Here is a 12538-nt window from a genome sequence, read left to right as displayed (position 1 = left end):
GAGCCCTCGCGCCAAACCCCAAGGAGGGACTGCCAATGGCAACTGTTGCCGCCACCGATGCGAATTTCGACGAAATCGTCCGCCAGTCCGACGTGCCCGTCGTCGTGGATTTCTGGGCCGAATGGTGCGGCCCTTGCAAGCAGATCGGCCCCGCGCTGGAAGAGCTGTCGGACCAGTATGACGGCAAGGTCAAGATCGTGAAGGTCAACGTGGACGAGAACCCGAACTCGCCGGCACAGCTTGGTGTTCGCGGCATTCCCGCCCTCTTCATGTTCAAGGATGGCGAAGTCATCTCGAACAAGGTCGGCGCCGCGCCCAAGGCCGCACTTCAGAGCTGGATCGACGAGGCTATCTGAGCCTGACGTCTTTCTTCGCCCCGGTCCACGCCGTGCCTTCGCACGGTTGGTCCGGGGCGGTTTCCGGGCGCCCGCGGGCGCCCTTTGCTTTGGCCTCATCCCCAGGCCCTTGTCGCAGGAGTTTCCCGGATGGCAGAGACAGATTTCCCCGGCTGGCACGGCACCACGATCATCGGCGTACGTCGCGGTGGCCGCGTGGTGGTGGCTGGCGACGGACAGGTCAGCCTGGGCCAGACCGTGATCAAGGGCACCGCCCGCAAGGTGCGGCGCCTGTCGCCCGGCGGCCATGACGTGGTGGCTGGCTTTGCCGGTTCGACAGCCGATGCCTTCACCCTGCTGGAGCGGCTGGAAACCAAGCTTGAGGCGACGCCGGGCCAACTGGCCCGCGCCTCGGTCGAACTGGCGAAGGACTGGCGCACCGACAAGTATCTCCAGAAACTGGAGGCGATGCTGATCGTCACCGACGGCACCGACCTTCTTGTGATCACGGGTGCCGGCGACGTGCTGGAGCCCGAGAACGACGTGGCCGCCATCGGCTCGGGCGGGAATTTCGCGCTGGCCGCCGCGCGGGGCCTGATGGAAACCGATCTGGACGCCGAACAGGTCGCCCGCAAGGCAATGGCGATCGCCGCCGACATCTGTGTCTATACCAACGGCAACCTGACCGTGGAGAGCATCGACAAATGACCGACCTGACCCCGCGCGAGATCGTTTCCGAACTGGACCGTTTCATCATCGGTCAGAAGGATGCCAAACGGGCCGTTGCGGTGGCCCTGCGCAACCGCTGGCGCCGCAAGCAGCTGGGCCCCGAGCTGCGCGACGAGGTTTATCCCAAGAACATCCTGATGATCGGCCCCACCGGCGTCGGCAAGACCGAGATCAGCCGCCGGCTGGCCAAGCTGGCGCGCGCGCCCTTCATCAAGGTCGAGGCCACCAAGTTCACCGAGGTCGGCTATGTCGGACGCGATGTCGAGCAGATCGTCCGCGACCTGCTGGACAGCGCCATTGCGATGACCCGCGAGCACATGCGCGAGGATGTGAAATCCGCCGCCCACAAGGCCGCCGAGGACCGCGTGATCGACGCGCTGGTCGGTGACCAGGCGCGCGAGGGCACCCGCGAGATGTATCGCAAGAAGCTGAAATCCGGAGAGCTGGACAATACCGAGATCGAGATCGAGGTTGCCGACGCGGGCCCCAGCCTTCCGATGATGCACATCCCCGGCCAGCCCGGCGGTGGCGGAATGGGCGGCATGAACCTGGGCGACATCTTCGGCAAGGCTTTTGGCGGGCGCACCACCAAGAAGCGCACCACTGTGGCCGAAAGCTATGACATCCTGATCGGCGAAGAGGCCGACAAGCTGCTGGACGACGAGACCGTCAACCGCGCCGCCATTGAGGCGGTCGAGCAGAACGGCATCGTTTTTCTGGACGAGATCGACAAGGTCTGCGCCCGCGCCGATGCACGCGGCGGTGACGTCAGCCGCGAAGGCGTGCAGCGCGACCTGCTGCCCCTGATCGAGGGCACGACCGTCAGCACGAAGCACGGGCCGGTCAAGACCGACCATATCCTGTTCATCGCCTCGGGCGCGTTCCACATTGCAAAGCCCTCGGACCTGCTGCCCGAACTACAGGGCCGCCTGCCGATCCGGGTCGAGCTGCGGGCGCTGACCGAAGAGGATTTCGTGCGCATCCTGACCGAGACTGACAACGCCCTGACCCGCCAGTATGCCGCCCTGATGGCGACCGAGGAGGTGGCTGTTACCTTCACCCCCGAGGGGATTGCCGCCCTGGCCCGCATCGCGGCGGATGTGAACCAGTCGGTGGAGAATATCGGCGCGCGGCGTCTTTACACCGTGATGGAGCGGGTGTTCGAGGAGCTGAGCTTTCACGCGCCCGACCGCTCGGGCGCCGAGGTGACGGTGGACGCGCAGTTTGTCGAGGATAACCTGGGTGAACTGACCCGTTCGTCCGACCTCAGCCGCTACGTGCTGTAGGCCGGGGCCGGCGGGGTCGGATCGGCCTACTTCCGGCGGGCGAGGTAGACGTAATAGGCCCCCTCGCCGCCGTGGCTGATATGGGCCGGGGTGACTTGCAGGATTGCGGATTTCAGCGCGCCCTGCCCCAGCCACAGCGGCACCTGCCGGCGCAGGACGCCGCCCCGCTCGGGCACCGGGCCGCCGCTGTCGCGGCTGGTCCGTCCCTTGCCCGTGATCACAAGCACCAGTCGCTTGCCCCTTGCATGGGCCTCAAGAATGAATCCGGTCAGGGCGGGCTGGGCCTGGTCCAGGGTCATTCCGTGCAGGTCGATGCGCCCTTCGGGACGCAGCTTGCCGCGCTTCATCTTGCCAAAGGACTTGCGGTCCATCCGCAGGGCGGCGCCAGAGGGCTTGCCGGCACCCTCGCCTGACATCAGCGCGCGCGACCCGGCCTGCCCGCGCGATTTCTGCCCCACTTCGAACGGTTGGATTGGATCCGTTCCCGATCCGGCCCGGGGCTTGCCCGCGTCGGATGCGGCGGGTTTGGCGCTGTCATCGTCCAGCGACATGCCCAGCTTGGTGCGCGGCCGGACCAGCGGGGTCGCGCCCCGGGCCACCTTGCGCCAAAGCTCCTCCTCCTCGGGCCTCAACCCGCGTTTCCTCCGCCCGGCCACGGCTCAGCCCTCCGGAACGCGGGCGAAAGCGGTCTCGATCGGCAGAAGCACGACCATGCGCCCGGCATCGCGCACCCTGCCCGCGGCGCGACCCGCGGCCTTGCCGGTCCCGAAAAAGATGTCGGCCCGCTGCGCGCCCTTGATGGCAGAGCCGGTATCCTGGGCAATCATCAGCCGCCGCAACGGGTTGCGGCCCCCCTTCTCGATCCAGACCGGGGCGCCCAGCGGCGTGAAGGCGGGATCCACTGCCACGGTCCGCATCGGCGTGATCGAACGGTTCATCGCCCCCAGTGGCCCCTGATGGGCGGGCACGTTGCCGATCCGGCGGAAAAAGACAAAGGACGGGTTGTGCTGCAACAGGGCGCGCCCCTCCTCGGGATTGCGGCGGACCCAGTTGCGGATCACCTGGGCTGACACCTGGTGCGCCTTGAACAGGCCCCGGCGGATCAACTCCTGCCCGATGGAGCGATAGGGATGGCCGTTGGCCCCGCCGTAACCCACGCGCACCATGCTGCCGTCACGCAGGCGGATGCGGCCCGATCCCTGGATCTGAAGGAAGAAGACGTCGACCGGATCGTCGACCCAAGCAATCTCCAGCCCGCGTCCGGCGAGCAGGGCCTGATCCTCGATCTCGGCGCGGGTGAACCACTGCCCGTCCAGCTCGGGCGGGCGGGTGTAGAGGGGATAGCGATAGCGCCCGTCGGGGGTGCTGGCGCCCTCGAGTTCGGGTTCGAAATAGGCGGTGAAAAGGGCCGGATCGTCGCCCCCCACAAGCACCGGGCGGAAGAACAGCTCGAAAAAGGTGCGGGCGTTGGGCCGGCCCTGCGCCAAAGCACAAAGCGATTGCCATTCGGGGTCCGGCAGGTCGGGGCAGGTGTTCAGGAAAACGTCCAGCGCGGCCTGGTGGTCATCCTCGGCCCAGCCGTCGAGATCCTCGAAGCGAAGGATTGTCTGGGGCGTTTCCGCCCATGCCGAGGTCATGAGAAACGCCCCCAGGAGAAGCGCCAGCGGTGCCCCGAGGGCCGGGGTCATCCGCCGGTGGCCACCAGCTGCCAGTTCGGGTCTTCCGAGCCCATCACGCGCCCGAACGTCCAAACGTCGCGCTGGCGCTTGATTTCGTTTGGGTTGCCTTCGATGATTTCACCGCTGGCGTCGCGCACGGCCGAAGTCAGCTCGCCCACGAAACGCACGGTAATCTCACCCTCGCCGGTGGCGCGGTCGTAGGTCGCGTCCTCCAGCGAAACCTCACGCAGGCCGACGAAATTCGCCTCGATCGACAGGCCCTGGTCCTCGCGCTGACCGATCACGTCGACAAAGCTGTCGCGCACCTCGTCGGCGAGGAACGGTTCGATCTGCTTGATGTCGCCCCGCTCGAACCCCATCAGGATCATCTCGTAGGCGCCCTTGGCCCCTTCGAGGAACTCGCGGATCGAGAAACCGGGCTCAGCCAGCTTCATGGCGGCAAGGGCCTTGGCGGCCTCGCTTTCCTCGGGGACGTAATCGGCGATCTCGTTGTCGGGACCGCCCTCGATCACCTCGAAATCGCGCTGCACCGTCGGCGAGCCCGCAGGCGCCTTGGTCAGCGGCGGCTTCTCGAACCCGTCCCGCGTGCCAAGCACGTTCTTGAGCCGCAGGATGAGAAAAATAGCGATCCCCGCCAGGACCAGAAGCTGAATGAAGGCTGAACTCATGAATTCCTCTTGGCCTGGGCGCATGGTAACTTGGCGCTGCCGCTCATATGTATGTCAGCCAATGGGGCAAGTCCACTCCGCCCGGTTCACGATAGATGAGGTATAGCCATGTGGCTGTTCGTGGCGTTCGTCGCCGTTCCGCTGATCGAAATCGCCCTGTTCATCCAGGTCGGGGGCTTCATCGGGCTGTGGCCGACCCTGCTTATCGTCATACTGACGGCGATCCTGGGCTCCTGGCTGGTCCGCTCTCAGGGGTTGCTGGCGCTGGGACAGGTCAAGCAATCCTTCAACGAGGTGCGCGACCCGACCGAGCCGCTGGCCCATGGCGCGATGATCCTGTTTTCCGGCGCGCTTCTGCTGACACCCGGTTTTTTCACGGATTCGGTGGGCTTTGCCCTGTTGATCCCCGCTGTGCGCGCGGCCGTCTTCCGCTGGGTAAAGGCACGGGTCAAGGTGACGAGCTTCTCGACCGGGCCCGATCCCTTCCGGGGCGCCGGCGGCCAGGGTCCCGGGCGCGGTCCGGGCGGCGGCCGACCCGACGTGATCGACGGCGAATACGAGGTGACGGAACCCGCCCCTAACCGCCCCGCGACACCCCGCGATCCGTTGGCAAAACCCTCAGGCTGGACCCGCCCCGAGGAGTGAGCGGCGACTGTTCTCCGGGTTGCGACCGAGGGTCGCGCCCGTCGCACCATCCCTGATTGAGGCGCTGCGGGCGACCTGCTATGCCTTGGCCAAAGATCATTTCAAGCGGAGCGACAGCAGATGGCGGATCAGACGGAAAACGGCGCGGCCGGTGGTAACGGGGCGGCGGAAGCACCGCAGGTCAAGATGCAGATCGTGGGCCAGTTCATCCGCGACATGTCCTTCGAGAACGTCGCCTCGCAAAGCGGTTTCTCGGGTGAGGTGAAGCCCGAGATCGCCATCCAGGTGAACCTGGACGCGCGCAAGCGCGGCGAGACCCAGTACGAGGTCGCGATCAAGCTGTCGTGCAAAAGCAATAATGCCTCGGACCAGAAGCCGATCTTCATCCTCGAGATCGATTATGCAGGTGTCTTCAACATCGAGAACCTGCCCGACGAGCAGCTTCACCCCTTCCTGATGATCGAATGCCCGCGGATGCTGTTCCCCTACCTCCGCCGGGTCGTCAGCGACGTCACCCGTGACGGTGGCTTCGCCCCGCTGAACCTGGAACAGATCGATTTCGTGGCCCTCTATCGCCAGGAACTGGCACGCCGCGCCCAAGCCGAAAGCGCCGGCACGGCCTGATCGGGCCTTACGGGCCGGGCCGGACGCGTTCCGGGCCGCCCGACCGCCGCGGTTTAGCCGCGGCCTTCCTTCAACCACAGGGGCGCATCGCCCAGCTTGGCGACAAACGCGGCATGGGCCTCTGCCTCGGCCGCGGTCAGACGCGAGGGCAGGGGCGTCGGGCGCGGGGCGGGGCGCCAGTCGCCCGCGCCCTGATCGTCGCCACTACCCGAACTGCGCACATTCAGCGCGAAATCGGGCTGCCGGCCGCCGATAAGCTCAAGATAGACCTCGGCCAGGATCTCGGAGTCGAGCAATGCGCCGTGCAGCGTCCGTGCCGAGTTGTCGATGGCAAAGCGCCGGCAAAGCGCATCCAGCGACGAGGGTGCGCCGGGAAAACGCTTGCGCGCGATGGCCAGCGTGTCCAGCGCTTGGGTCATCGGCAGCTTCGTGCGCTTGCACCAGTCCAGCTCGGCGTTGAGGAATTTCATGTCGAACGAGGCGTTGTGGATCACCAGCCGTGCCTCGCCAACAAAGCTGAGGAATTCGTCCGCGATGGCGGCGAAGAGCGGCTTGTCGGCCAGAAACTCGTCGCCCAGCCCGTGCACCTGGAACGCTTCCTGCGGCATGCTGCGCTGGGGATTGATGTATTTGTGAAAGGTCCGGCCCGTGGGCATGTGGTTCAGAAGTTCCACGGCCCCGATCTCGACGATGCGGTGGCCGTCGAAGGGGTCAAGCCCGGTGGTTTCCGTATCCAGAACGATTTCACGCATCGCGATTTCCCCTGATCTGCTCAAGGATCTGTCGCACGGCGGCGGCGGCGGCTTCAAGGGTCGTGGTCGGAATGACGTGATCGGCGCGGCGGCGCTTTTCGGCATCGGGAACCTGGCGGGCCAGGATATTCTCGAACTCGGCCTCGGTCATGGTGCCCCGGGCGAGGACGCGGGCGCGCTGCACCTCGGCCGGCGCGCTGACCACGACCAGCGTGTCGAAACGGTCGGCGGCGCCGGTTTCGAAGATCAGCGGGATATCAAGAACCACGATGTCTGCGCCGGCGCGCGCGGCCTCGTCCAGAAATGCGGCGCGATCGGCGCCGACCAGCGGGTGAACGATCGCCTCGATCCGGGGCAGGGCGGCGTCGTCCCGGGCGATCCAGTCCTTGAGGCGCTGGCGGTCCACAATAGCCTGGCCGGTCGCATCCTCGACAATCGCATCGGGACAGATCCGCGCCAGTGGGGCGACGGCAGCCCCGCCAGGACCATAAAGGCGGTGCACCGCCGCATCGGCATCCCAGACCGGCACCCCTTCGGCGGCGAAAAGTCCCGCCGTCGTCGACTTTCCCATGCCGATGGAACCGGTGAGCCCGATCAGGTGCGGTCGCGTCACGTCTGCGGCCCCGTGTTGGCCATGACATGCGCCCGCAGGGCGTCGGTCACTTCGGGGCGCTGGCCGAACCAGCGTTCAAACCCCGGAACGGCCTGGTGCAACAGCATTCCCAGCCCGTCCACGGTGGTGCAGCCGCGCTCTCGCGCCTGGGCCAGCAGCGGGGTTTCCAGGGGTGCATAGACCAGGTCGGTGACAAGCGCGGAGGGGGACAGACCGTCAAGCGGCACCCGCAGGGGCGGCTGACCCTCCATTCCCAGGGAGGTCGTATTCACCACGGTCGCGGCCTCGTCCAGCATGTTGCCGGCCTGTGACCAGTCGAAGACCGTGATCCGCGCGCCCAGGTCGCCACGGATCTGCTCCGCCCGGGCACGGGTGCGATTGGTCAGCCGCACCTCGGGCGCGCCGGCGTCCAGAAGCGCGCAGACCACCGCGCGCGAGGCCCCGCCCGATCCAAGCACCGCCGCGGGCCCGGCATCGGCCTGCCATCCGGGCGCATGCTGGCGCAGGTTCTCGATAAAACCATAGCCGTCGGTGTTATCCGCGTGGATCTTGCCGTCGGCCCGGAAAATCAAGGTGTTGGCGGCCCCGATCAGCGCGGCACGGTCCGTGACCAGATCGGCCAGCTCCAACGCGCGTTCCTTGTGGGGGATGGTGATGTTGACGCCGCGAAACCCCATGCGGGGCAGGGTGCGCAGCACCCGCTCCAGATCGTCGCGGGCCACGTCCATCGGAATGTAGTGACCGTTCAGCCCGTAATGGCTCAGCCAATACCCATGCAGCCGGGGGGAGCGGCTGTGCGCGATCGGGTGGCCGATGACGCCGGCAAGCGGGATCACATTCTCGCTCATCCGTCGATCTCGCCCTGCAATGTCAGGTAGTTCAGGATCTCGACCAAAGGCAGGCCCAGAACCGAGAAATAGTCGCCCTCGACCCGGCTGAACAAACGCACGCCCTCTTCCTCCAGCTTGTATCCCCCGACCGAGCTGGTCAGCCCGGCCCCGTTCCGCCCCATATAATCCGACAGGAATTCATCTGAAAAGTCGCGCATGGTCAGGCGGACGATACCGACAGTGCGCCACAGGGGTTCGCCGTCGCGATAGATCACCGCCGCCGACAGAAGCCTGTGCGGCCGGCCCCGCAGGCGCAGAAGCTGGGCGCGCGCCTCCTCGGCGTCGCGCGGCTTGTCCAGAATCTCGCCCCCGATTTCCAGCACCTGGTCAGCGCCGATCACCAGCGCGCCGGGGTTCTTGTCGCTGACCTTGCGGGCCTTGTACTCGGCTAGGGTGTCGGCAACGTCGCGGGGTGTTGCACCTTCGTCGGCCAACGCCTGCTTGATCGCCTGCTCGTCGACGCGCGGGGGCAGGGCGGTAAAGCTGACGCCCGCGTTCTCCAGCAGCTGACGGCGTATGGCCGAGGTGGACGCGAGGATGATCTGTGCCGCCATGTGCAGGAACCCGTGGATAAGTCAGCTTTGTTCCCGTGGAGCGTTAGCAAATGATTAACAGGAAAACAGCCCCCGCCGGATTCCTCCCCATTTCTCCCGGCGTTGATACCCCTCTTCCTCCATGTGCACGCAACTGTCCCCGGATGTGCGTTGAATCCGGTCGTCCAGCACGCATACGCCTTTCGCCCACAAAGTTATCCACAGATCCGGATAGCGGAAAATGATTTTGACTCAGAGGCTTGGACTCCTCCTACGCGAGGTTCTTCATGGTTTTTTCCAAGTTGGGGTGACGCAGAGGTCGCCTTGCTTGGATAAGTGGTTAATCCACAGTATCCACTGGCCATACTAAATCATCATATCTTTCTTTCTCTCTTTCTTATCTTAAGAAGGGAAAACCCCGGGACCCGCATGACAGACCTGATGACCGACCTTCTCAGCACGCTTTACCCATGGACCAAGTCCCTGCACGTGATCTCGGTCATCGCCTGGATGGCTGGCCTGTTCTACCTGCCCAGACTGTTCGTCCATCACGCAGAAAAGGTGCGCGAGGGCACCGAGACGGACGCCCTGTTCCAGATGATGGAATTCAAGCTGCTGCGCGTGATCATGGCACCGGCAATGATCGCGACCTGGATCTTTGGCCTGATGCTGGTCCTGACGCCGGGGATCGTCGACTGGACCCAGGGTTGGCCCTGGACCAAGGCCGCGTCGGTGCTGGCAATGACCTGGTTCCACCATTGGTGTGGCAAACGGCGCAAGGAATTTGCCGCCGGCAGCAATCTCAAGAGCGGCAGGCATTACCGGATGATGAACGAGGTGCCGACGCTGCTTCTGATCGTGATCGTGGTCTCGGTCATCGCCCGGCCTTTCTGACGAACATCTGATCCTGGTCTCCTGACAGGGGCTCGCCCCAGGCCGCCCCCCTGAGCCCCCGCCAGATGCCCGCAGACCCTGGGGCGCCACCAGCGGCCCGCTGAGGGGTCTCTGGCCCCCGTGGCACCCCTGGGGACGCCAGCGGGTTTGACTCGGCCGCGCCGGGACTGTAGGGGATGTGGGACCAGCCCGTCCGGGCACCGGTATCTTCCATCGAGACCTGATGTTGCAGCCGCCCGTTCCCGGGTGCCTGAATGCGGAACCCTACCCATGACCACCGAACGTTTGAACCTGTCCGACCTGAAGGCCAAAAGCCCCAAGGATCTGCTGTCCATGGCCGAAGAGCTTGAGATCGACAACGCGTCGACCATGCGCAAGGGCGACATGATGTTCCAGATCCTCAAGGAACAGGCCGAGGATGGCTGGGTGATCGGTGGCGACGGCGTGCTTGAGGTGATGCAGGACGGGTTCGGCTTCCTGCGCTCGCCCGAGGCGAACTACCTGCCCGGTCCCGATGACATCTACGTCTCGCCCGAGATGATCCGTCAGTTCTCGCTGCGCACCGGCGACACGATCGAGGGCGTGATCATCGCCCCCCGCGACACCGAGCGGTATTTCGGCCTGACCCAAGTCGAGAAGATCAACTTCGAGGATCCCGAGCGTGCGCGCCACAAGGTCGCCTTTGACAACCTGACGCCGCTCTACCCCGATGAGCGTCTGAAGATGGAGCTGGACGATCCCACCACCAAGGACCGTTCGGCCCGGATCATCGATCTGGTCTCGCCCATCGGCAAGGGCCAGCGTTCGCTGATCGTGGCGCCGCCGCGTACGGGTAAAACGGTTCTTCTGCAGAACATTGCCCACTCGATCGAGAAGAACCACCCCGAGTGCTACCTGATCGTCCTGCTGATCGACGAACGCCCCGAAGAAGTCACCGACATGCAGCGTTCGGTCAAGGGCGAGGTCGTCTCCTCGACCTTCGACGAACCTGCGACCCGTCACGTGGCCGTCTCGGAGATGGTGATCGAAAAGGCCAAGCGGCTGGTCGAGCACAAGCGCGATGTCGTCATCCTGCTGGACTCGATCACGCGCCTCGGCCGTGCCTTCAACACCGTCGTCCCGTCCTCGGGCAAGGTGCTGACCGGCGGTGTCGACGCCAACGCCCTGCAACGGCCCAAACGCTTCTTCGGTGCCGCACGGAACATCGAGGAGGGCGGCTCGCTCACCATCATCGCGACCGCGCTGATCGATACCGGCAGCCGCATGGACGAGGTGATCTTCGAAGAGTTCAAGGGCACCGGCAACTCCGAGATCGTGCTGGACCGCAAGGTCGCCGACAAGCGCGTCTTCCCGGCGATGGACATCCTCAAGTCCGGCACCCGGAAAGAAGAGCTGCTGGTCGACAAGATCGATCTTCAGAAAACCTATGTCCTGCGCCGCATCCTCAACCCGATGGGCACCACTGATGCGATCGAGTTCTTGATCTCGAAGCTCAAGCAGACCAAGTCCAATTCCGAGTTCTTCGATTCGATGAACACCTGACAGGGCTGCTGAAAGACGCATTAGCGTTTTAAATCAGAGGTTTAACAGATGGATACCGTCTTTGCCACAGCGTCTGGCCGCGGCAAGGCAGGCGTGACCGTTGTCCGCATTTCCGGCCCCCGAGCCTGGGCGGTCGTCGAAAGTCTTGCGGGTGCGCTGCCGGCGCCGCGCGTCGCCTCGCTGCGCAAGCTGCGCGACCGCAAAGGCGATTATCTGGACGAGGCGCTTGTCCTGACCTTTGCTGAGGGCGCAAGTTTCACCGGCGAGCAGTCGGCAGAGCTTCATATCCACGGCAGCATGGCGACGCTGGCCGCGCTGTCGCGGGAACTGTCTGAATTCGAGGGGCTGCGCCTGGCCGAACCCGGCGAGTTCACCCGCCGCGCACTGGAAAACGGCCGGCTGGACCTGACCCAGGTGGAGGCGCTTGGCGACCTGATCGAGGCCGAAACCGAATCCCAGCGCCGCCAGGCCCTCCGCGTCCTGGATGGGGAACTTGGCCGAAAGACCGAGGCATGGCGCCGCGACCTCATCCGCGCCGCCGCTCTGATCGAGGCGACCATCGATTTCGCCGACGAGGACGTACCCACTGACGTGACCCCCGAGGTGCTGGAGCTGCTAACGCGCGTCCAGGCTGAACTGGAGCGTGAGATTGCCGGATCCTTCGCCGCAGAGCGGGTGCGCGACGGGTTCGAGGTTGCGATCATCGGCCCCCCGAATGCCGGGAAATCGACCCTGCTTAACGCGTTTGCGGGGCGTGATGCGGCCATCACCTCGGACATCGCGGGCACAACCCGGGATATTGTGGAGGTGCGCATGGACCTGGGCGGCCTCGCTGTCACCATGCTGGACACCGCCGGTCTGCGCAGCACTGAGGACCGGGTTGAAGCCCTGGGGATCGAGCGGGCAATCGACCGGGCGCGTAAGGCAGACCTGCGCGTCTTTCTGGATGTGGAGGGCGAGGGTGTCGACCTGTCGCCGGAGGCCGGCGATCTAGTCGTCCGTGCCAAGGCCGATCTTAATCCCCCCGCATCCACCGACGTCATCGGCGTCTCGGGTAAGTCCGGCGAAGGGGTAGGGCAGCTTTTGCGGATGATCGAGGAGCGGCTTTCGACCCGTGCGACCTCCGCCGCCAGTGCGGTGAAAGAGCGTCACCGGGTGGCCATGACCCGCACAGTTTCGTCTTTGACCGAGGCGACGCGTATAGTAGAAGGCGAGTCTGATTTTGCCGAATTGGGCGCCGAGCACATCAGGATCGCTCTGCGCACCCTCGATGCGCTGATCGGGCGCGTCGATGTCGAAAACGTGCTGGATGAGATTTTCAGCAGCTTCTGTCTGGGAAAGTAGGAGT

General features: G+C 65.2%; 15 protein-coding genes. 8 read left to right on the top strand and 7 right to left on the bottom strand.

The features are described 5' to 3' along the window. Positions 1-35 precede the first annotated feature (35 nt). The 3 genes from trxA (at position 36) to hslU (ending at position 2350) form a co-directional block, all read left to right on the top strand. A complete protein-coding gene (gene trxA / locus CLV77_RS13480) occupies positions 36-356 on the top strand; it encodes a thioredoxin (RefSeq protein WP_076979836.1) in 321 nt (106 codons plus the stop codon). A gap of 129 nt (positions 357-485) precedes the next feature. Next, complete coding sequence (gene hslV, locus CLV77_RS13475) at positions 486-1043, top strand: ATP-dependent protease subunit HslV (RefSeq protein ID WP_076979837.1); 558 nt, start codon at positions 486-488, stop codon at positions 1041-1043. Then, entirely contained in the window at positions 1040-2350 is a 1311-nt protein-coding gene (gene hslU / locus CLV77_RS13470; RefSeq protein ID WP_076979838.1) for an ATP-dependent protease ATPase subunit HslU, read from the top strand. Before hslV ends, hslU begins: the two co-directional genes overlap by 4 nt. A gap of 26 nt (positions 2351-2376) precedes the next feature. Here the strand turns inward: hslU and CLV77_RS13465 are convergent, their stop codons facing one another. Genes CLV77_RS13465 through CLV77_RS13455 form a run of 3 tightly spaced genes read right to left on the bottom strand, consistent with a single transcriptional unit; the run spans position 2377 to position 4697 of the window. Then, positions 2377-2982, bottom strand: a complete 606-nt coding sequence (locus CLV77_RS13465; RefSeq protein ID WP_233128019.1) for a Smr/MutS family protein — start codon at positions 2980-2982, stop codon at positions 2377-2379. 27 nt (positions 2983-3009) lie between these two features. Further along, entirely contained in the window at positions 3010-4038 is a 1029-nt protein-coding gene (gene mltA / locus CLV77_RS13460; protein WP_076979840.1) for a murein transglycosylase A, read from the bottom strand. Then, positions 4035-4697 carry a Tim44/TimA family putative adaptor protein gene (locus tag CLV77_RS13455; RefSeq protein ID WP_076979841.1) on the bottom strand — a complete coding sequence of 221 codons (663 nt, stop codon included), beginning with the start codon at positions 4695-4697 and terminating at the stop codon, positions 4035-4037. Before CLV77_RS13455 ends, mltA begins: the two co-directional genes overlap by 4 nt. A 108-nt stretch (positions 4698-4805) precedes the next feature. Here CLV77_RS13455 and CLV77_RS13450 point away from each other — a divergent pair, with 108 nt between their 5' ends. Both CLV77_RS13450 and secB read left to right on the top strand, forming a co-directional pair. Continuing rightward, entirely contained in the window at positions 4806-5342 is a 537-nt protein-coding gene (locus CLV77_RS13450) for an FxsA family protein (RefSeq protein ID WP_076979842.1), read from the top strand. A gap of 120 nt (positions 5343-5462) precedes the next feature. Beyond that, positions 5463-5966, top strand: a complete 504-nt coding sequence (gene secB, locus CLV77_RS13445; protein ID WP_076979843.1) for a protein-export chaperone SecB — start codon at positions 5463-5465, stop codon at positions 5964-5966. Positions 5967-6019: 53 nt separating this feature from the next. Here the strand turns inward: secB and dnaQ are convergent, their stop codons facing one another. From dnaQ to CLV77_RS13425, 4 genes are read right to left on the bottom strand one after another with little or no spacing between them, the layout of a single operon-like run. Next, positions 6020-6718, bottom strand: a complete 699-nt coding sequence (dnaQ, locus tag CLV77_RS13440; RefSeq protein WP_076979844.1) for a DNA polymerase III subunit epsilon — start codon at positions 6716-6718, stop codon at positions 6020-6022. Beyond that, positions 6711-7331 carry a dephospho-CoA kinase gene (coaE, locus tag CLV77_RS13435; protein ID WP_076979845.1) on the bottom strand — a complete coding sequence of 207 codons (621 nt, stop codon included), beginning with the start codon at positions 7329-7331 and terminating at the stop codon, positions 6711-6713. Before coaE ends, dnaQ begins: the two co-directional genes overlap by 8 nt. Continuing rightward, positions 7328-8179 (bottom strand): shikimate dehydrogenase, encoded by an 852-nt coding sequence (locus CLV77_RS13430; protein ID WP_076979846.1) that lies wholly within the window; start codon positions 8177-8179, stop codon positions 7328-7330. The genes coaE and CLV77_RS13430 overlap by 4 nt, the downstream gene beginning before the upstream one ends. Then, entirely contained in the window at positions 8176-8775 is a 600-nt protein-coding gene (locus tag CLV77_RS13425) for a Maf family nucleotide pyrophosphatase (RefSeq protein WP_076979847.1), read from the bottom strand. The genes CLV77_RS13430 and CLV77_RS13425 overlap by 4 nt, the downstream gene beginning before the upstream one ends. A gap of 420 nt (positions 8776-9195) precedes the next feature. On the opposite strand from CLV77_RS13425, the gene hemJ reads away from it, so the two are divergent. The 3 genes from hemJ (at position 9196) to mnmE (ending at position 12534) form a co-directional block, all read left to right on the top strand. After that, positions 9196-9648, top strand: a complete 453-nt coding sequence (gene hemJ / locus CLV77_RS13420; protein WP_076981086.1) for a protoporphyrinogen oxidase HemJ — start codon at positions 9196-9198, stop codon at positions 9646-9648. Between the two features lie 270 nt (positions 9649-9918). Beyond that, positions 9919-11190, top strand: coding sequence for a transcription termination factor Rho (gene rho / locus CLV77_RS13415; RefSeq protein ID WP_076979848.1), 1272 nt, complete (start codon positions 9919-9921; stop codon positions 11188-11190). Positions 11191-11238: 48 nt separating this feature from the next. Beyond that, complete coding sequence (gene mnmE, locus CLV77_RS13410; protein WP_076979849.1) at positions 11239-12534, top strand: tRNA uridine-5-carboxymethylaminomethyl(34) synthesis GTPase MnmE; 1296 nt, start codon at positions 11239-11241, stop codon at positions 12532-12534. Positions 12535-12538: the final 4 nt, after the last annotated feature.

Origin of the sequence: Brevirhabdus pacifica, from assembly GCF_002797755.1 — a bacterium.
GTDB lineage: Bacteria > Pseudomonadota > Alphaproteobacteria > Rhodobacterales > Rhodobacteraceae > Brevirhabdus > Brevirhabdus pacifica.
This window is presented reverse-complemented; position numbering and strand designations above follow the sequence as displayed.

What these genes read in the sequence shown, in the direction of transcription:
- hslV (WP_076979837.1), top strand. Translation starts at nt 486, where the DNA reads ATGGCAGAGACAGATTTCCCCGGCTGGCACGGCACCACGATCATCGGC.
- CLV77_RS13430 (WP_076979846.1), bottom strand. Translation starts at nt 8,179, where the DNA reads ATGAGCGAGAATGTGATCCCGCTTGCCGGCGTCATCGGCCACCCGATC.
- CLV77_RS13455 (WP_076979841.1), bottom strand. Translation starts at nt 4,697, where the DNA reads ATGAGTTCAGCCTTCATTCAGCTTCTGGTCCTGGCGGGGATCGCTATT.
- hslU (WP_076979838.1), top strand. Translation starts at nt 1,040, where the DNA reads ATGACCGACCTGACCCCGCGCGAGATCGTTTCCGAACTGGACCGTTTC.
- secB (WP_076979843.1), top strand. Translation starts at nt 5,463, where the DNA reads ATGGCGGATCAGACGGAAAACGGCGCGGCCGGTGGTAACGGGGCGGCG.
- CLV77_RS13425 (WP_076979847.1), bottom strand. Translation starts at nt 8,775, where the DNA reads ATGGCGGCACAGATCATCCTCGCGTCCACCTCGGCCATACGCCGTCAG.
- mnmE (WP_076979849.1), top strand. Translation starts at nt 11,239, where the DNA reads ATGGATACCGTCTTTGCCACAGCGTCTGGCCGCGGCAAGGCAGGCGTG.
- dnaQ (WP_076979844.1), bottom strand. Translation starts at nt 6,718, where the DNA reads ATGCGTGAAATCGTTCTGGATACGGAAACCACCGGGCTTGACCCCTTC.
- rho (WP_076979848.1), top strand. Translation starts at nt 9,919, where the DNA reads ATGACCACCGAACGTTTGAACCTGTCCGACCTGAAGGCCAAAAGCCCC.
- hemJ (WP_076981086.1), top strand. Translation starts at nt 9,196, where the DNA reads ATGACCGACCTTCTCAGCACGCTTTACCCATGGACCAAGTCCCTGCAC.
- CLV77_RS13450 (WP_076979842.1), top strand. Translation starts at nt 4,806, where the DNA reads ATGTGGCTGTTCGTGGCGTTCGTCGCCGTTCCGCTGATCGAAATCGCC.
- trxA (WP_076979836.1), top strand. Translation starts at nt 36, where the DNA reads ATGGCAACTGTTGCCGCCACCGATGCGAATTTCGACGAAATCGTCCGC.
- mltA (WP_076979840.1), bottom strand. Translation starts at nt 4,038, where the DNA reads ATGACCCCGGCCCTCGGGGCACCGCTGGCGCTTCTCCTGGGGGCGTTT.